General features: G+C 41.1%; 5 protein-coding genes and 1 pseudogene. All 6 read left to right on the top strand.

Annotated features, from left to right (window positions below):
- Positions 1 to 237: 237 nt before the first annotated feature.
- Positions 238 to 3771: pseudogene (locus AC1PJ9_RS00030) on the top strand (ESPR-type extended signal peptide-containing protein); the annotation flags it as partial.
- A 48-nt stretch (positions 3772 to 3819) separates the two neighbouring features.
- Positions 3820 to 6489, top strand: a complete 2670-nt coding sequence (locus AC1PJ9_RS00025) for a YadA-like family protein (RefSeq protein ID WP_479762692.1) — start codon at positions 3820 to 3822, stop codon at positions 6487 to 6489.
- A 60-nt stretch (positions 6490 to 6549) separates the two neighbouring features.
- Positions 6550 to 7329, top strand: a complete 780-nt coding sequence (tpgA, locus tag AC1PJ9_RS00020) for a trimeric autotransporter adhesin/peptidogylcan-associated protein TpgA (protein ID WP_311086381.1) — start codon at positions 6550 to 6552, stop codon at positions 7327 to 7329.
- A 561-nt stretch (positions 7330 to 7890) separates the two neighbouring features.
- Entirely contained in the window at positions 7891 to 16107 is an 8217-nt protein-coding gene (locus AC1PJ9_RS00015) for an ESPR-type extended signal peptide-containing protein (protein ID WP_311086380.1), read from the top strand.
- A gap of 55 nt (positions 16108 to 16162) precedes the next feature.
- Positions 16163 to 16948 carry a trimeric autotransporter adhesin/peptidogylcan-associated protein TpgA gene (tpgA, locus tag AC1PJ9_RS00010; protein ID WP_311086474.1) on the top strand — a complete coding sequence of 262 codons (786 nt, stop codon included), beginning with the start codon at positions 16163 to 16165 and terminating at the stop codon, positions 16946 to 16948.
- A 557-nt stretch (positions 16949 to 17505) separates the two neighbouring features.
- The coding region (locus AC1PJ9_RS00005; RefSeq protein ID WP_479761766.1) for an ESPR-type extended signal peptide-containing protein at positions 17506 to 21850 on the top strand (4345 nt) is incomplete at its 3' end.

Below are 21850 nucleotides of genomic sequence, written 5' to 3'. Positions count from 1 at the left end.
CAAAACATTTTATCATTAATTAATTTTTTATTTATTAAATTCAATAATTTAAAATTAATTATAAAAATATAATTTGTGATTAAAATCACAATTTTTCTTCTCATTATTTTATTTTTATATTTACCCTTTAAATTTATTCAATTAGGATGCCGCCTCTTTTTTTGGGGCCGAAAATTTTAAAAATGTATTTGTACATTTTTATTGGTCTTTGAGTTTGGTATTTGTCTGAGAAGTTTTATGAATAAAGTCTATAAGGTCATTTGGAATGCTTCGATTGGAGCATGGGTTGCAACATCTGAAATTGCAAAAGGTAAAACAAAGACTAAATCAAAAACTTTAAATGTATCAGCGGTAGTTTTAACTGGTGTAATTAGTTTTGCTCCAAATACTTTCGCAGGGACAAATACCGACGGAGGAGTAGGCCAAGGAACATCTATTTCAGGTACAACTTCTTGTCGTGAAGGGAATGCGAGTACTGCCAATGAAAAAGATGTTGCTATTGGTTGTGGAGCCCAAACTCAAGACAGAACAGGCTCTAACATCGCAAATCGTAATAATCCTTATAATAATTCTACTGGTGCTTATGCTGGCGCAATGAAACAAGGCGGGGCGATCAGTGTGGGTACTGGCGCCGTAGTTGAGAAAGGTTTAGGTACAGCAATTGGTTCTTATGCGACAACTCAAGGTATTTCAGGTGTCGCAATTGGTACAGGTGCTTTATCTTCTGGAAATACCGCTCTTGCACTTGGGCGCCAATCTGCCGCGACTGCCGATTTTTCTCAAGCCATTGGTAATGTTGCAGCAGCTACAGGTAAAGGCTCGTTAGCAATTGGACACTCGGCAACGGCAGAAGGTTACCGTTCAATTGCAATTGGTTCGCCAGATATTGAAAACGCTGACCCAGTTGCGGGGCAAGCAGGCGCTGCTTATCAGCCTAAAATGGCAACAAAAGCAACGGGTAAGGACTCGATTGCGTTTGGTGGTGGCGCAGTTGCCACTGAGGAAAATGCTTTAGCGATTGGTGCATTTTCAGAATCTAAAGGTAAAAAGTCTGTTGCGATTGGTACAGGCGCAAAAGCACAAAAAGATAATGCAGTTGTGATTGGAGACCAAGCTGAGGCTACTTTCGATGGTGGTGTCGCAATTGGTAAAGGTGCGCGTTCAGAAGCTGAAAATAGTATTGCTGTAGGTAAAGATTCAAAAGCAGTCCAAGCTACGGGTGAAAGTTTCTTAACTAAACAATCAGCTCCAACTGGTGTTTTATCAATTGGTGATGTGGGAAGTGAACGCCGTATTCAAAATGTAGCAGACGGTGCTGCAGATTCTGACGCTGCCACTATACGCCAGTTAAAAGCTGCTCGTACTCACTATGTCAGTATTAATGATAACGGTCAGCAGGGTGGTAACTTTGAAAATGATGGGGCGACTGGACGTAATGCAATTGCTGTTGGTGTGAATACTTCTGCTGCTGGTCGTGAGGCAATGGCGATTGGAGCATATGCACAGGCGATGGGTTCTGGCGCAATTTCAATGGGTAGTAGCAGTCAAACGATTGGTCGTGGGGATGTTGCTATCGGCCGTAATGCATCGACTAAAGGAGCAGAAGGTACACCGTCTGGCTATAGCAATCAGTCGATTGCGATTGGTGATCAGACAAAAGCAATTGGAGATCAGTCAATTGCGATTGGTGCGGATGTCATTGCAAGAGGGAACTCTTCTGTTGCTATTGGTGGTGATGATGTCGATAAAATCGCCCAAGATGCTGAGCTGAGTAAAACCTATACAGAAATTACGGGTGGTGTGCTTAAAGCTGGCAGCTATCCAACGACTGAAGCAAATCACGGCTCAACGGCTGTCGGTACTCAAGCTGTAGGTACAGGCACATTTTCTTCTGCGTTTGGTATGACCTCTAAAGCAACAGGTGATGCTTCATCAGCTTTTGGTGTGATGTCAAATGCTTCGGGTAAAGGGGCTGCTGCATTTGGTGCGGTTGCTCAAGCAACAGGTGATGGTGCATCAGCAATGGGTATTAACTCATTCGCATCGGGTATAAATTCAACAGCAATTGGCTCTGGTAACAAACCGGGTGAAGGGGCAAAAGCGACTGGAAACAGTGCTGCTGCAATTGGTAGTGGTGCCCAAGCAACAGGCGATAACTCGGCCGCAATTGGTAAAGGGGCTGAGGCTACAAATGAAAATGCTGCTGCTGTAGGTGGCGGTGCAAAAGCAGCGGGTAAAAATTCTGCAGCCATTGGTGGTGGTGCAATTGCTGACCAAGAAAATGCAGTTGCAGTTGGTCAAGGTGCACAGTCTTTGGTTGAAGGTGGTGTCGCTTTAGGTGCACGTAGTAAAGTAGAAGCTAAAAATAGTGTTGCTTTAGGTCAAGATGCTGTAGCAACCGAAGCGGCAGGAAGTTCTTTCCTGACCAATCGTGATGCTTCTAAATCTAATGGTGTTATTTCTGTTGGGTCGGCTGGAAAAGAACGCCGTATTACCAATGTTGAAGATGGTTCGGCTGACTCGGATGCAGTAACAGTACGTCAGCTTAAAAATGTTGATGGTCGTGTAAACCAAAACACGAGCAATATTAGTAAAAATGCTCAGAATATTACCAATCTAAATCAAAAGTTAGATGATACAAAAACTGACTTGGGTAACCAGATTACGGATACCAACACCAAGTTAAACAATACCAAAGATCAGTTAACAACTCAGATTAATGACACTAAAACTGAGTTAAACAACACGATTGGTAATACGAAAACTGAATTAAATACCAAAATCGACAATACCAAGACTGAGCTTGAAAACAAAGGCTTGAACTTTGCTGGTAATAGCGGTGCAGATGTACACCGTAAACTTGGTGACAAGCTCAACATTATAGGTGGTGCGGATGCTTCAACTCCAGCATCAAAAACAAGCGGTGAAAATGTTATTACCCGTACCACTCAAGATGGTATTCAGATTGAATTGTTAAAAGACTCAAAATTTGACAGTGTGACTACTGGCAACACCACTTTAAACAACAATGGTTTGGCTATTAAAGACGGTCCAAGCATTACTAAAGACGGTATTAATGCAGGTGGTAAACAAATTACCAATGTTGCAGATGGTGTAAATGCCAAAGATGCAGTGAATGTTGATCAGCTCACCAAAGTAAAAGAGAGCTTAAATGGCAAAATCACTGATACAAATAATCAGTTAAATGATGCGAAAAAAGATTTGGGTAATCAAATTGCAGATACCAACAAGAATTTAAATGATGCTAAGAATGATCTTGGTAATCAAATTACCGATACCAACACCAAGTTAAACAATACCAAAGATCAGTTAACAACTCAGATTAACGACACTAAAACTGAGTTAAACAACACGATTGGTAATACGAAAACTGAACTGAATAGCAAAATCGACAACACCAAGACTGAACTTGAAAACAAAGGCTTGAACTTTGCTGGCAACAGTGGTGCAGATGTACACCGTAAGCTTGGCGAGAAGCTCAATATTGTGGGTGGTGCAGCTGCCTCAACACCAGCTTCAAAAACAAGCGGTGAAAATGTCATTACCCGTACTACTCAAGATGGTATTCATATTGAGCTATTAAAAGATTCGAAGTTTGACAGTGTAACTACTGGCAACACCACTTTAAATAACAATGGTTTGACGATTAAAGATGGCCCAAGTATTACCAAAGAAGGTATTAATGCTGGCGGTAAACAAATTACCAATGTTGCAGATGGTGTAAATGCTAAAGATGCAGTCAATAAAGATCAGTTAGATGATCTTGCTGCCAAGCAAAATGCAACTGATGATGCTGCGGTGAAATACGATGATGCTAAAACTAAAGATAAAGTCACCTTAAAAGGTAAAGACGGCACAGTTTTAGATAATGTGAAAGCAGGCAACATTTCAGCGACTTCAAAAGAAGCAGTAAATGGTAGTCAGATTCACAATATTTCGAACAGTATTAAAAACAGTATTGGTGGAAATACAGTTGTAAATCCGGATGGTAGCCTGACTACTAACAATATCGGTGGAACAGGTAAAAACAACATCAATGATGCAATCAAGTCTGTAGATGACAAAGTTACAAACGGTATTAAGGATGTTGAAAACAAAGGCTTGAACTTTGCTGGTAATAGCGGTGCAGATGTACACCGTAAGTTTGGTGACAAGCTCAATATTGTGGGTGGTGCGGATGCTTCAACTCCTGCAGCTAAGACCAGCGGTGAAAATGTCATTACCCGTACTACTCAAGATGGCATTCAGATTGAACTGTTAAAAGATTCGAAGTTTGACAGTGTAACTACTGGCAACACGACTATAAATAATAATGGTCTGACTATTAAAGAAGGTCCAAGCATTACTAAAGAAGGTATTAATGCTGGTGGCAAACAAATTACCAATGTTGCAGATGGTGTAAATGCTAAAGATGCAGTCAATAAAGGTCAGTTAGATGATCTTGCTGCTAAACAGAACGCAACTGATGATGCTGCGGTGAAATATGATGATGCTAAAACTAAAGATAAAGTCACCTTAAAAGGTAAAGACGGCACGGTTTTAGATAACGTGAAAGCAGGCAATATTTCATCAACTTCAAAAGAAGCGGTAAATGGTAGCCAGATTCACAATATTTCAAACAGTATTAAAAACAGTATTGGTGGTAATACAGTTGTAAACCCCGACGGTAGTTTGACGACCAATAACATTGGTGGAACAGGTAAAAACAACATTAATGATGCAATTAGTGAAGTAAAAAATACGGCAACTAAAGCAAAAACGACCGTAACTGAAGGCGACAACATTGTTGTAAAACAAACTGTTAATAAAGATGGTAGTACTAACTACGAGGTAGCGACCAAGAAAGATCTAACTTTAGATAGCGTTACTACAGGTGATAGCATACTTACTAATAATGGCTTAACCATTAAAGATGGTCCAAGCATGACTAAAGACGGTATAAATGCTGGTGGTAAGAAAATTACTGATGTCTCGAACGGTGTGATTGCACAAAACTCTAAAGATGCTGTAAATGGCAGTCAGGTTCATAACATCTCAACAAGTATTAAAAATAGTATTGGTGGAAATACAGTTGTAAACCCGGATGGTAGTCTGATGACTAATAACATTGGTGGAACAGGTAAAAACAACATCAATGATGCAATCAAGTCTTTAGATGACAAAGTTACCAACGGTGTAAATGACTTGACTCAAAAAGGGCTGAATTTTGGTGCGAATGACCAGAAAGCAACTCAGGGTAAAGCTGTCCAACGTAAGCTTGGTGACATTATTAATATTGTAGGTGGTGCCAATCCAGAAACTGCTCAGGATAAAACCAGCGGTGAAAACATTATTACTCGTACCACAGAAGATGGCATCAAAATCGAGATGCTAAAAGATGTGAAGTTTGACAGTGTAAATGTTGGTGGTCATGTCTTGAATCAGCAAGGTCTTATCATTAAAGGCGGTCCAAGCATCACAATTAATGGTATTGATGCTGGAAGTAAGCAAATTACCAATGTTGCGGATGGGGTTAATGCAAAAGACGCAGTCAATAAAGGCCAGTTAGATAAGCAAATTAATCAAGTTAAAGATCAAATTGGTAAAGATATTGGCAAACTTTCTGATCATGCTGTGCAGTATGACAAAGATAAAAATGGCAATGTTGACAAAAACTCAGTCACTTTAGGTGGAGGAGATAAAGGTACCAATCTGAAAAATGTAGCTGATGGTAAAGTTGCTGAAGGCTCTAAAGACGCCGTAAATGGTGGTCAATTATGGAATGTTCAAAATCAAGTCGATAAGAACTCGAATGATATTAAAAACATTCAGAACAACATCGACAACATTTCTAATGGTAAAGCCGGTTTAGTTCAACAGCAAAAACCAAATGGTGAAATCACGGTCGGTAAAGACACAGGTGGCACTAGCGTAAATATGGCTGGTAAAGACGGTGATCGAGTTGTCCAAGGTGTCAAAGATGGTGAGATTAAAGCTGGTTCGAACCAAGCCGTAAATGGTGGTCAAATTCACGATATTTCAAACAGTATTAAAAACAGTATTGGTGGAAATACATCAGTAAATAGTGATGGTTCGATCACGACTAAAAACATTGGTGGAACGGGCAAAGACAATATTAATGATGCCATTGGTACGTTAAATCAGTCGAACCAAGAATTGGGCAACAAAATTACCAATCTGGGTGATCAGTTACAACAAGTGTTCTATGACACCAATAAACGCATTGATGATGTTGAGAAAAAAGCCAATGCGGGTATTGCCGCTGCCATGGCCTTGGAAAATGCACCATTTGTCGCAGGTAAATACACCTATGCTGTGGGTGCTGCATATCATGGTGGTGAAAACGCTGTCGGTGTGACCTTACGTAAAACATCTGACAATGGTCGTTGGTCAATCACAGGTGGTGTGGCAGCTGCATCTCAAGGTGAGCCAAGCGTTCGTATTGGTATCAGTGGTGTTATTAACTAAGAAACTGGTTAGGAGAGTAGCAATGCTCTCCTTGCTCGACAGATTAAAGAGATTATAGAAATGAATAAAACAATCCAAAGCTTAGTCGTAGCAGCTTTTGCTGGTTTCACGGTAATAACTTATGCAAATGAACCAGCTCAGCCACAGGAAATTCATTTTCCTGCAACTGAAAAAAGTTATTTGAAACAAGTAAAACGCTATGAATACCAAGATGTTGCTCGTTTAGACAAAGGCCTAAATAAAGATCAAATTCGAGCTTTACTGGGAAATCCTCAGTTTAGTGAAGGCCTTTTCGCAGTAAAAATCTGGAACTATGTACTTGATGTTCGTATTCCTAATACGAACCAGTACCAACGTTGTCAGTTACGTGTTGATTTTGATAAGCGCTATTTAGCAGAACGTTTATCTTGGAAAGGTGAAGCGTGTGAAGGTTTGGCCGCTTGGGGAGAAAATAATCAGGTGCCAGCACATAACGCTGTAATTGCAGATCGTACAGCGAGTGTCTTATTTGCCTTTGATCGATTCGATGTTAATGCTATTGAAGAGGGTACTGACAGCATTACTAAAATTGCTGAGCAGATCAAGAAAAGCCAAACAACGAACCCTGTTATTGTTTCAGGCTTTACAGATCGGTTAGGTAAATTTAGCTATAACCAACAATTGTCTTCACAACGTGCTAATACTATTGCCAAATTATTGGTGCAACAAGGCATTGAAGCGAGTCGAATACAAATACAGGCGAATAGTCAGACCGATTTATATAAGCAGTGTAGCGGTAACAATAGTTCACAACTTATTCAATGTTTAGCACCAAATAGACGTGTTAATATCAATTGGTGAAACGGTCTGTCAGGTAAAAGTAACCACCTTTAAAGTGGTTACTTTTATTCTTTTAGTAAACTGAAAAATAAATCAATCAGCTACATTTTGAATCATATAATCCTTTAATTACCTATAAAATTATAAAACGAATGGGATATTGATCCCCACCTAATATTGACTCTAGCTTTAATCTTCAAATAAACGCTTCTAAACAATAAATCTTTAAAAATGATTATTTATCAAAAATAATTAAACTTTTTTAATAAAAATAAAACGATAGTTTTTAACTATAAATTCAAATTCAATCTTTTATTTTTATTAACTTTTGAATCGAAAAAAGTCTGACTTTACCTACAAAGTTTTATTTATAGTAAAAAATCATAATATATTTTTTGTATTTATTTGATTATATATTGTTCTTTTTTCTTGTTTTTCATCGCATTACAAGTTTTTTTTGTGATTTACCTCTCATTTTTTCTTTGATATATTTCGCGAAATTTGCCACACCTTTTGTTTTTTGAAACTTTATGTAACTTAAGGTAAGCATTGCCTATTTTTTGTAAAAATGCGAGTAAGTATATGAATAAAATATACAAAGTAATTTGGAACGCTTCATTAGGAATTTGGGTTGCTGTTTCAGAAATTGCAAAGGGTCATTCAAAAACTCGTAGTCAAAGAACAAATAATGCTTTGATGCCTTCTACTGAAGCCACCGATTTTCTACAGTCTTCAACTTCAATTAATTTTAAAATTAAACCACTTACTTGGGGAATATTAACTGTACTCGTTCCGTCTATTACTTTTGGTGAAGTTGGAGTGTCAGGAGGTTTTGCTACTGGAAATAATGCCACGGCAATTTCTGCATGTACTGGAACAGGAGTGGGGGGAACTGGAGACCGAGCTACTGCAGGAGGAGAACGTGCACTAGCAATAGGTTGTGGTGCAGTAACAGATTCAGATAGAGATATTGCAATAGGAAGCCAGGCTTCTACTGCAAATCCAGCAAATGCTACAGGAACTTATAATGAGTCGATAGCTATTGGTGCTGAATCTAGAGCAAGTGGATCTCAGGCTCTTGCAATAGGTGGTCAGGCTACAGCAACAGGTAATTCATCTGTAGCGATCGGTGCTGACGATATGGATAAAGTTGCTAGTACAAACCCGCCCGCTTATAACTACACTCCAACTGCCGGAGATAACGCTCTATATAATAATACTGCTACAGCGGCTGCATATAAAAATTTGACAGGCGATTACTTAGTTGACTTTGAAAAAACAAATGGCGGTGCATCTGGGGTAGGAAATCGTTATACCAGAGTACAAACAGGTGAAGCTGCAGTTGCGGTAGGCCCTAAGGCTACAGCTACTGATTTGGGTACAGCTTTGGGTCCTGTAGCGACAGCTGGGTCAATCGCTTCAGTTGCAGTAGGCGTAAAAGCAGAAGCACGTGGACAAGGTAGTTTATCGATTGGTTCACTAGCTTATACCGCAAATACGGGTGATGTTGCTGTAGGTATTAACTCTGCTGCTACAGGAGGTGATTCGATTGCTATTGGTGCCGGAAGTGACTTAAAAGGCACTCCCTATGTTCAATCAGGTGCATCAGCGAGTAAAAAGGGTGCCAGTGCGTCTGGGGCAAATTCGATATCAATAGGTACTAACACTGCGGCGACTGGCACAAATGCAGTAGTTGTAGGTACGCAATCAACCGCTTCAAATTTGGCTGTAGCGGTTGGTTCGGTTGCTACAGCTGGAGACCAAAGCGTTTCTATTGGTTCAAATAGTGTGGCTTCCTCTCAAACATCTGTAGCAATTGGTGCAAGAGCACAAGCCTTACAAGCTAACTCTGTTGCTCTAGGTAGTGATTCAGTGGCTGATCGAGCTTCGGGTTCACTCGGATATGATCCTTTAACTGAAACGAGCACTACAAGTACGAATAGTACCTGGAAGGCGACAGATGCTGCTGTTTCAGTTGGAAATGGAACGACACGAACTCGTCAGATTACTAGTGTTGCGGCTGGAACAAATGATACAGATGCAGCCAACGTCGCACAGTTAAAGAAAGCAACTTCTAAAGTTTTAGCCGGAACAGGTACAACGGTTGCTCAGGGAACTGATAGTAACGGTATAACGACTTATACTGTAAATGCGAATACGTTTACGGTACGTCAAGGAACAACAAATAAAGCAACTATTGGCGATAGTACCACTGATAAAGTTAGCTTTATCAATGGTAAAAATACTGTTGCTAAAGTAGCGGACGAATTAAATAGCAATACTGATGTTACTTTTGATTTAGCCGATGATATTTCATTAAATAGTGTAACAACTGGTAATACGACCCTGAATAGTTCAGGAGTTACAGTTAATGGTGGAGCGAATGGTCCAGTAAAATTAACAAATACTGGGCTAGATAATGGTGGAAATAAAATCACCAATGTCGCAGCAGGAACAGTTTCTTCTACCTCTACAGATGCAATGAATGGTAGCCAGTTAAATACCACGAACCAGAATGTAACGACTGCTCAGAACACCGCAAATACAGCGGTGACGAATGCAGCTGCAGCACAAAATACGGCAAACACGGCAGTCACCAATGCCGCAACAGCCCAAGCGACAGCAGACAAAGGTCTGAACTTTAGTGTGAATGGTGGTACAGCTGACAATGTGAAGTTGGGTGAAACGGTTAACTTTGCAGATGGTACCAATACCACAGCAACCTATGACCCTGCAACCAATACCTATAAATACAGTGTCAATGACAACATTGCATTAACCAATGCAGGTAGCTTAACAGTAGGAAATACTAAAGTTGATAACAGTGGCCTAACCATCACTGGTGGCCCAAGTGTAACGACTGCAGGGATTAATGCGGGTAATCAGAAAATTACCAATGTTAAAGCAGGCACTAATGCGACTGATGCAGTCAATTTTAGCCAGTTAAATGCAACCAACCAGAATGTAACCACTGCACAAAACACAGCAAATACTGCATTGAACAATGCAGCAGCAGCGCAAGCGACGGCAGACAAAGGCCTGAACTTTAGTGTCAATGGTGGTACAACTGACAACGTGAAGTTAGGTGAAACGGTTAACTTTGAAGATGGGACGAACACAACAGCAACCTATGACCCAGCAACCAATACCTATAAATACAGTGTCAATGACAACATTGCATTAACCAATGCGGGCAGTTTAACGGTTGGTAACACTAAGGTTGATGACAGTGGCTTAACCATTACAGGCGGTCCAAGTGTAACGACTGCAGGTATCAATGCTGCTAACCAGAAGATTACTAATGTCGCAGCAGGAACCATTTCATCTACATCAACAGATGCAGTGAATGGTAGTCAGTTAAATGCAACCAACCAGAATGTAACGACTGCTCAGAACACCGCAAATACAGCGGTAACGAATGCAGCAGCAGCACAAAATACTGCAAACACAGCAGTCACCAATGCAACTGCTGCCCAAGCGACGGCAGACAAAGGCCTGAACTTTAGTGTGAATGGCGGTACGGCTGATAATGTGAAGCTGGGTGAAACAGTTAACTTTGCCAATGGTACCAACACCACAGCAACCTATGACCCTGCAACCAATACCTATAAATACAGTGTCAATGACAACATTGCATTAACCAATGCAGGTAGCTTAACAGTAGGAAATACTAAAGTTGATAACAGTGGATTAACCATTACTGGTGGCCCAAGTGTAACCACAGCAGGGATTAATGCGGGTAATCAGAAAATTACCAATGTTAAAGCAGGCACTAATGCGACTGATGCAGTCAATTTTAGCCAGTTAAATGCAACCAACCAGAATGTAACCACTGCACAAAACACAGCAAATACCGCATTGACCAATGCAGCAGCAGCCCAAGCGACGGCAGACAAGGGCCTGAACTTTAGTGTTAATGGTGGTACCGCAGATAACGTGAAGTTAGGTGAAACAGTTAACTTTGCAGATGGTACCAACACCACAGCAGTGTATGACCCGGCAACCAATACCTACAAATACAATGTCAATGACAACATTGCATTAACCAATGCCGGTAGTTTAACAGTTGGCAATACTAAGGTTGATAACAATGGCCTGACCATTACAGGCGGTCCAAGTGTAACAACTGCTGGCATTAATGCGGGTAACCAGAAGATTACCAATGTTGCTGCAGGAACTATTTCTGCTACATCAACAGATGCAGTGAACGGTAGCCAGTTATATACCACCAACCAGAATGTAACCACTGCGCAAAATACTGCAAACACAGCAGTCAGCAATGCAGCAGCAGCCCAAGCGACGGCAGACAAGGGCCTGAACTTTAGTGTTAATGGTGGTACACCTGACAATGTGAAGTTGGGTGAAACAGTTAACTTTGCAGATGGTGCCAACACCACGGCAGTGTATGACCCAGCAACCAATACCTATAAATACAATGTGAATGACAACATTGCATTAACCAATGCGGGTAGCTTAACGGTAGGTAACACCAAGGTTGATAACAGCGGATTAACCATTACTGGCGGTCCAAGTGTAACAACTGCCGGCATTAATGCGGGTAATCAGAAGGTTACCAACGTGGCAGCAGGAACTATTTCTGCGACCTCTACAGATGCAGTAAATGGTAGTCAGTTAAATACCACGAATCAGAACGTGACCACTGCTCAGAACACCGCAAACACAGCGGTGACCAATGCAGCAGCAGCCCAAGCGACAGCAGACAAGGGCCTGAACTTTAGTGTCAATGGTGGTACACCTGACAATGTGAAGTTAGGTGAAACGGTTAATTTTGCAGATGGTACCAACACCACGGCAGTGTATGACCCAGCAACCAATACCTATAAATACAATGTGAATGACAACATTGCATTAACCAATGCGGGTAGCTTAACGGTAGGTAACACCAAGGTTGATAACAGTGGTTTAACCATTACTGGCGGTCCAAGTGTAACCACTGCAGGTATCAATGCGGGTAACCAGAAGATTACCAATGTTGCAGCAGGCACAAATGCAACTGATGCTGTCAATGTAAGTCAACTTGGGGCAATAACTACAGCTGCCAATACTAGAACAGATGCTTTAGGTACTAGTACTGCGAGCAATCTGGGTGGCGGAGCAGTTTATAATCCGGTTACAGGTACAGTCAGTTCACCAATCTATACAGTGAATGGCAGTAATTTAAATAATGTTGGTGACGCGATCACTGCATTGGACAAAGGCTGGACCTTACAAAGTAATGGTGTCAATGCAGGTGCAGTGAAAGCTGGTGATACAGTTGACATTGGTACGGTTGTAGGCGAAAGCAACCTCAAAGTAACCAAGACTGGTAACAAGATCCAGTATGGACTGAACCGTGATCTTAATATTGACAGCGTAACGGCAGGTGACAGCAAGCTGGATACGAATGGTTTAACCATTGTTGGTGGTCCAAGTGTGACCAAGTCTGGCATTGATGCAGCTAACCAGAAGATTACTAACGTAGCAGCAGGTACTATTTCTGCGACATCAACAGATGCAGTGAATGGTAGTCAGTTAAATGCAACCAACCAGAATGTAACCACTGCGCAAAATACTGCAAACACGGCAATGACGAATGCAGCAGCAGCACAAGCAACAGCAGATAAAGGCCTGAACTTTAGTGTTAATGGTGGTACCGCAGACAACGTGAAGTTGGGTGAAACGGTTAACTTTGCAGATGGCACCAACACCACAGCAGTGTATGACCCTGCAACCAATACCTATAAATACAATGTAAATGACAACATTGCATTAACCAATGCGGGCAGCTTAACGGTCGGGAATAGCAAGGTTGATAACAGTGGCCTAACCATTACTGGCGGTCCAAGTGTAACCACTGCTGGCATTAATGCTGCTAACCAGAAGATTACCAATGTCGCAGCAGGAACCAATCCGACTGATGCAGTGAATGTAAGTCAACTTGGTGCAGTAACTACAGCAGCGAATACCAAGACAGATGCTTTAGGTACAAGCACGGCAAGCAATCTGGGTGGTGGAGCAGTCTATAATCCAGTTACAGGTGCAGTCAGTTCACCGATCTATAGCGTGAATGGCAACAACGTGAACAACGTTGGTGACGCGATCACAGCACTGGATAAAGGCTGGACACTACAAAGCAATGGTGCTAATGCGGATGCAGTGAAAGCTGGTGATACAGTTGACATTGGTACGGTTGCAGGCGAAAGCAACCTCAAAGTAACCAAGACTGGTAACAAGATCCAGTATGGACTGAACCGTGATCTAAATGTTGACAGTGTAACAGCAGGCGACAGCAAGCTAGACACCAATGGTTTAACTATTACAGGTGGCCCAAGTGTAACCAAGTCTGGTATTAATGCAGCTAACCAGAAAGTTACCAACGTAGCTGCAGGTACTATTTCTGCTACATCAACAGATGCAGTGAATGGTAGTCAGTTAGATGCGACCAACCAGAATGTAACCACTGCGCAAAATACTGCAAACACGGCAATGACGAATGCAGCAGCAGCACAAGCAACAGCAGATAAAGGCCTGAACTTTAGTGTTAATGGTGGTACCGCAGACAACGTGAAGTTGGGTGAAACGGTTAACTTTGCAGATGGCACCAACACCACAGCAGTGTATGACCCTGCAACCAATACCTATAAATACAATGTGAATGACAACATTGCATTAACCAATGCAGGTAGCTTAACGGTAGGTAACACCAAGGTTGATAATAGTGGATTAACCATTACTGGCGGTCCAAGTGTAACGACTGCAGGTATTAATGCAGGCAACCAGAAGATTACCAATGTTGCAGCAGGCACAAATGCAACTGATGCAGTGAATGTAAGTCAACTTGGTGCAGTAACTACAGCCGCGAATACCAAGACAGATGCTTTAGGTACAAGCACGGCAAGCAATCTGGGTGGTGGAGCAGTCTATAATCCAGTTACAGGTGCAGTCAGTTCACCGATCTATAGCGTGAATGGCAACAACGTGAACAACGTTGGTGACGCGATCATAGCACTGGATAAAGGCTGGACCTTGCAAAGCAATGGTGCCAATGCAGGTGCAGTGAAAGCTGGCGATACAGTTGACATTGGTACGGTTGCAGGCGAAAGCAATCTGAAAGTAACCAAGACTGGTAACAAGATCCAGTATGGACTGAACCGTGATCTTAATATTGACAGCGTAACAGCAGGCGACAGCAAGTTAGATACCAATGGTCTCACCATTGCTGGTGGTCCAAGCGTGACCAAGTCTGGCATTAATGCAGCTAGCCAGAAGATTACCAATGTAGCAGCAGGCACCATTTCTTCTACATCAACTGATGCAGTGAATGGTAGTCAGTTACATACCCTCGATAGCCGCGTGACTAAGAATGGTGATTCTACAGCCAATATTTTTGGTGGTGGTGCTAAAGCTAATCCAGATGGTTCGATTACTAATCCTACTTACAATGTTGCAGGTACGAGTGCAAATAATGTTGGCGATGCTTTGACGGCATTGGATAAAGCAGTCACTGATGCAGGTACAGCAGCGAATGCAGGCTGGACTGTTTCAGCCAATGGTGATGCAGCGACTGCTAAAAAGATTAAACCAAATGGCAAAGTCAACTTTACAGGTGATGATAACTTAACTGTTGCTCAAAGCAGCGAAACTGATAATGAAGGTAATATCAAGGTCGCGCTGAACAAAAACTTGAAAGTTGATAGTGTCACGACTGGTAATACCGTTATCGATACGACTGGCGTAAAAGTTGGCAATAACGTTCAGTTAGGATCAACAGGTTTAATCATTGCTGGTGGTCCGAGTATCACTACTTCTGGAATCAATGCGGGCAATAAGGTTATTACCAATGTAGCTGCTGGTGTTAACACGACAGATGCAGTGAACAAAGGCCAACTTGATAGTGCAATCACGAACATTAATAACAATGTTGGTGCTTTGGCTAATAGTGCAGTTCAGTATGACAAAAATGCAGATGGCACTGTAAATAAAGATTCAGTGACATTCGCTGGTGGGGCAAATGGTACTGCACTTAAGAATGTAGCGAATGGTACCGTAGCAGCAGGTTCTAAAGATGCAGTGAATGGAGGTCAGTTGTGGAATGTTCAACAACAGGTCGACAAAAATACGGGTGATATCTCGAACCTTAAAAATGACATTAACAATGGTAAAACTGGTCTAGTCCAGCAAACTGATAAAGATGCTGCGATTACTGTTGGTAAAGACACTGGTGGTACTCAAGTGAATGTTGCTGGTAAAGCCGGTGACCGTACAGTAACAGGCGTTAAAGCGGGTACAGTTACATCGACTTCAACAGATGCAGTCAATGGTTCTCAGCTTAATAGGACGAACCAAGCGCTTGTAAGTGCACTAGGTAGTGGAGCTGGTTATAACAATATTACCGAAAGCTTCTCAAATCCGACATATAACGTAGGTGATCAGTCTTACAACAATGTGGGTGATGCGATAGGCGCATTGAATCAAGCTGATCAAACATTAAACAATAAAATTGATAATGTGAACAACAAGCTTGAGCAAGCGTTCTATGCAACAAATCAGCGTATCGACAACTTGGAAGAAAAAATGTCTGCGGGTATTGCTGCAAATGCTGCACTTGAAAATGCGCCATTTATTGCAGGGAAAGTCACTATGGCTGTTGGCGCTGCTTACTATAATCAGCAAAATGCTGTAGGTGTGACCTTACGTAAAACAGCCGACAACGGTCGCTGGTCACTTACAACAGGTGCAGCGCTTGGCAGTCAGGGTAGCCCATTAGTACGTGTTGGCGTAAGTACAGTAATTGATTGAGTGCCTAACTAAGGAGAGTTTATCTCTCCTTTAAAATAATATTGTGAGTATGAAAATGAAACAAAATATTCAAATTTTGGTAATGGGCATCTTGGTAAGTTTAAGTATTACTGGATTTACGGATACTGAAGTAGCAATTCAACGAGATGGAGTAAAATTTCCAGCAATTGAAAAGAGTTATCTTAAACAAATAAAACGTTATGAGTATGATGACGTTGCTCGTTTGGATAAAGGATTGGATAAAGATCAAATTCGAGCTTTACTAGGAAATCCACAATTTAGTGAAGGGGTTTTTGCAGTAAAAGTATGGAATTATGTATTGGATATCCGTATTCCTAACACTAATCAATATCAACGTTGTCAATTACGCATTGATTTTAATGAAAAATATTTGGCTGAACATTTATCTTGGAAGGGGGAGGTGTGCGAAGGTTTGGTTGCTTGGGGTGGGAATAATCAGTCACCAGAGCATAGTAATTTAATTTTTGAGCGAACAGCAAGTGTATTATTCCTCTTCGATCGATTTGATGTTAACGCTATTGAACAAAATATTCATAGTGTTGAGGAAATTGCTGAAAAGATCAAAAAAAGCCAGACAACAACACCAGTTATTGTTTCAGGTTTTACCGATCCATTGGGTAAATTTAGCTATAATCAAGAATTGTCTTCACAGCGTGCTAATACAGTTGCCAAGTTATTGGTTCAACAAGGTATTGATCCTACACGTATACAGATACAGGCGAATAGCCAGACTGATCTATACAAGCAGTGTTCAGGGAAAAATAGTTCGCAACTTATCGAATGTTTAGCGCCAAATAGACGCGTCAATATAAGCTGGTAAATAATCTGCTATATAGAAGTAATCCTATTTCTTAGGATTATTTCTATGAGTTATAAAAATAAGAAAAATTACAATAAATATTTTTAATTATTTGAATTTTAATGATTTTTTATAAAATCTTTCGTGTTTAAAACTTATTGATATTTCGATGAAAGATATTAATATATTGAAAATATTAAATTTTTATCAATAAAACTTAGCTAAATATATATTATTTTTACGTAAAAATAATATAAATATCAATAATTTGTGTTTTATTTTTAGCAATTAAAGAATTTGAATGATAAAAAACATCTTGATTGTAAAAAAATGTAACAACAGTCTTTTTAATGTTTAACGTTAAGAAAAATTAAAAAATTGATTAAATTACTATTTTTTTTCTAAGTATAGAAAAAGTTAACAATATTTATTAATTGTTGCGACTTTGTTTGATTTTTATATTTGAAAATGTGATTTACTTCTCAAAATAAAAAAGATATTTTCACAAAAAATAAGCAATTTAATTGTTTTGATTGCAAAACTTTACAAATGTAAGCGTTAAGTTTACGGGTGGGAATATGAATAAGATATACAAAGTGGTATGGAATGCTTCTATTGGTACATGGACTGTTGTATCAGAATTAGCTAAAAGCAAAACGAGAACTGGTTCTGTTTCATCCTCTTCCGAAATAACTGGTTCGCAAAATGAGATTGTTTCTAAAGAAAAGAAATTTAGACCTAAGGCACTTGTATTATCTATCATCTCCTGTTTAGCCGTTTCACATGTGTGGGCTGACTACACAAACTTGTATGGTTCAATTATTGATACAAGCCCAACCATTAGTAATGGTATTGCAATAGGAGCAAATACGGGTACTCCTGCTACTGCAAATGATTCTAATGGATTAGCCGTTGGATCAAGAGCAAATGCCAGCGCAGCAGATTCAACTGCATTAGGAAATTATGTAAATGCGACAGGGGTAAACTCAACAGTAGTTGGTGGACAAGCTAGTGCTGCTGGTGCGCAATCAATTGCACTTCAAAATAACAGTGATGCAGATCTTGTCGCAGAAGGTTTGGCAACAGGGTCATCTTTTACAGCAGTTGATAGTGCTTCTAGCTACAGTGTCGCAATTGGTGCGATGAGCCAAGTTGTTGGTTCAACAGCAGCAATGGCAATAGGGAAAAATGCTCAAGTTAACAGTGGTGCAAATAATGCTACTGCTATTGGTAATACAGCGACTGTAGACACAAATGCGGTTGATGGTGTTGCTATAGGAACTAACAGCTTAACCTCAGCAGCAAATAGTGTAGCGCTCGGGCCAAGATCAACTGCGAATGTAACAAATTCAGTTGCTTTGGGTGCAGGATCAACAACTACGGTACAAAGTGGCAACTCATATATAACAAATGTTGCAGCATCTACCACAAATGGTGTTGTTTCAGTGGGTTCAGCAACAAATACTCGACGTATTCAAAACGTAGCCGATGGTGCTGCCGATTCAGATGCGGTTACGGTTGCTCAGTTAAAGGATGTAAACAATCGTGCTGTGGGTAATACGACAGCATTAGGTGGTGGCGCAGCATATAATCCTGCAACAGATGTATATACACCACCAAGTTATACAATAACAAAAACAGATGGAACGACTTATACTCCTGTTAATACCGTGTCTGGTGCGCTAACTAATTTAAATAATGAAGTTGTTAAACCTATTACTTTTGCTGGTAATACAGGGAGTTCAGCAAATAATTTAGGTACAACACTTAATATCACTGGAGGAGGTTCAACTGCTGGAACCTATTCTGGAAATAACTTAAAAACGGCTGTGACTGGTAACACAGTTAATATTCAAATGGCTGATGCACCTGTTTTCTCTGGGACAGTTACGGCTGGAAACTTAACTACTGGAGGTTCATTAAATGTTACTGGTGCAAGTAACTTAAATGGCGGTGCAAACCTTAATAATCAGAAAATTACCAATTTAGCAGCAGGTACTATTTCATCTACATCAACAGATGCAGTAAATGGTAGTCAGTTAAATACCACAAACCAGAATGTAACCACTGCTCAGAACACCGCAAACACAGCGGTGACTAATGCGGCAGCAGCTCAAAATACGGCAAACACGGCAGTCACCAATGCTGCTGCTGCCCAAGCGACAGCAGACAAAGGCCTGAATTTTAGTGTGAATGGTGGTACGGCTGACAATGTGAAGCTGGGTGAAACGGTTAACTTTGCCAATGGCACCAACACCACAGCAGTATATGACCCTGCAACCAATACCTATAAATACAATGTGAATGACAACATTGCATTAACCAATGCGGGGAGCTTAACAGTTGGGAATAGCAAGGTTGATAACAGTGGCTTAACTATTACTGGTGGCCCAAGTGTAACCACTGCAGGTATTAATGCGGGTAATCAGAAGATTACTAACGTTGCGGCAGGTACTATTTCATCTACATCAACAGATGCAGTAAATGGTAGCCAGTTAAATACCACAAACCAGAATGTAACCACTGCTCAGAACACCGCAAACACAGCGGTGACTAATGCGGCAGCAGCTCAAAATACGGCAAACACGGCAGTCACCAATGCTGCAGCAGCACAAGCGACAGCAGATAAAGGCCTGAATTTTAGTGTTAATGGTGGTACAGCAGACAATGTAAAGCTGGGTGAAACAGTTAACTTTGCCAATGGCACCAACACCACAGCAGTATATGACCCTGCCACCAATACCTATAAATACAGTGTCAATGACAACATTGCATTAACCAATGCGGGGAGCTTAACAGTTGGGAATAGCAAGGTTGATAACAATGGCTTAACCATTACCGGTGGTCCAAGTGTAACCACTGCAGGTATTAATGCGGGCAACCAGAAGATTACTAACGTTGCGGCAGGTACTATTTCATCTACATCAACAGATGCAGTAAATGGTAGTCAGTTAAATACCACAAACCAGAATGTAACCACTGCTCAGAACACCGCAAACACAGCAGTAACGAATGCGGCAGCAGCCCAAGTGACAGCAGATAAAGGCCTGAACTTTAGTGTCAATGGTGGTACACCTGACAATGTGAAGTTGGGTGAAACGGTTAACTTTGCCAATGGCACCAACACCACAGCAGTATATGACCCTGCAACCAATACCTATAAATACAATGTGAATGACAACATTGCATTAACCAATGCGGGTAGCTTAACAGTTGGGAATAGCAAGGTTGATAACAGTGGCTTAACTATTACTGGTGGCCCAAGTGTAACCACTGCAGGTATTAATGCGGGTAATCAGAAGATTACTAACGTTGCGGCAGGTACTATTTCATCTACATCAACAGATGCAGTAAATGGTAGTCAGTTAAATACCACAAACCAGAATGTAACCACTGCTCAGAACACCGCAAACACAGCGGTGACTAATGCGGCAGCAGCCCAAAATACGGCAAACACGGCAGTGACCAATGCTGCTGCTGCCCAAGCGACAGCAGACAAAGGCCTGAACTTTAGTGTCAATGGTGGTACGGCTGACAATGTGAAGTTGGGTGAAACGGTTAACTTTGCAGATGGCACCAACACCACTGCTGTGTATGACCCAGCAACCAATACTTATAAATACAATGTAAATGACAATATTGCGTTAACCAATGCGGGTAGCTTAACGGTTGGTAACACTAAGGTTGATAACAGTGGCCTAACCATTACTGGTGGCCCAAGTGTAACCACAGCAGGGATTAATGCAGGCAACCAGAAGATTACCAATGTTGCGGCAGGTACAATTTCATCTACATCAACAGATGCAGTAAATGGTAGTCAGTTAAATACCACAAACCAGAATGTAACCACTGCTCAGAACACCGCAAACACAGCGGTGACTAATGCGGCAGCAGCTCAAAATACGGCAAATACGGCAGTCACCAATGCTGCAGCAGCACAAGCGACAGCAGATAAAGGCCTAAACTTTAGTGTTAATGGTGGTACAGCAGACAATGTGAAGTTGGGTGAAACAGTTAACTTTGCAGATGGAACCAACACCACAGCAGTGTATGATCCTGCAACCAATACCTATAAATACAATGTGAATGACAACATTGCATTAACCAATGCAGGTAGCTTGACGGTCGGTAACACCAAGGTTGATAACAGTGGCCTAACCATTACCGGTGGTCCAAGTGTAACGACTGCAGGTATTAATGCTGGTAATCAGAAGATTACCAATGTTACAGCTGGAACTATTTCTGCTACATCAACAGATGCAGTGAATGGTAGTCAGTTAAATACCACGAATCAGAACGTGACCACTGCTCAGAACACCGCAAACACAGCAGTAACGAATGCGGCAGCAGCTCAAAATACGGCAAACACGGCAGTCACCAATGCTGCTGCTGCACAAGCGACAGCAGATAAAGGCCTAAACTTTAGTGTCAATGGTGGTACACCTGACAATGTGAAGTTGGGTGAAACGGTTAACTTTGCAGATGGAACCAACACCACAGCAGTGTATGATCCTGCAACCAATACCTATAAATACAATGTCAATGACAACATTGCATTAACCAATGCGGGTAGCTTAACGGTCGGTAACACCAAGGTTGATAACAGTGGTTTAACCATTACAGGTGGCCCAAGTGTAACCACTGCAGGTATTAATGCGGGTAATCAGAAGATTACCAATGTTGCGGCAGGTACCAATGCGACTGATGCTGTCAATGTTAGTCAGCTTGATGCATTAAGCACATCAAGCAATAACAAAACCGATGCCTTGGGCAACAGTACAGCCAATAATCTGGGTGGTGGTGCAAGCTATGACAGCACAACAGGTGCAGTAAGTTCACCGACCTATACTGTGAATGGCAACAACGTCAATAACGTGGGCGATGCGATCACTGCATTAGACAAAGGCTGGACACTACAAAGTA

The sequence above is a fragment of the Acinetobacter sp. 70_2 genome (assembly GCF_056736115.1).
This window is presented reverse-complemented; position numbering and strand designations above follow the sequence as displayed.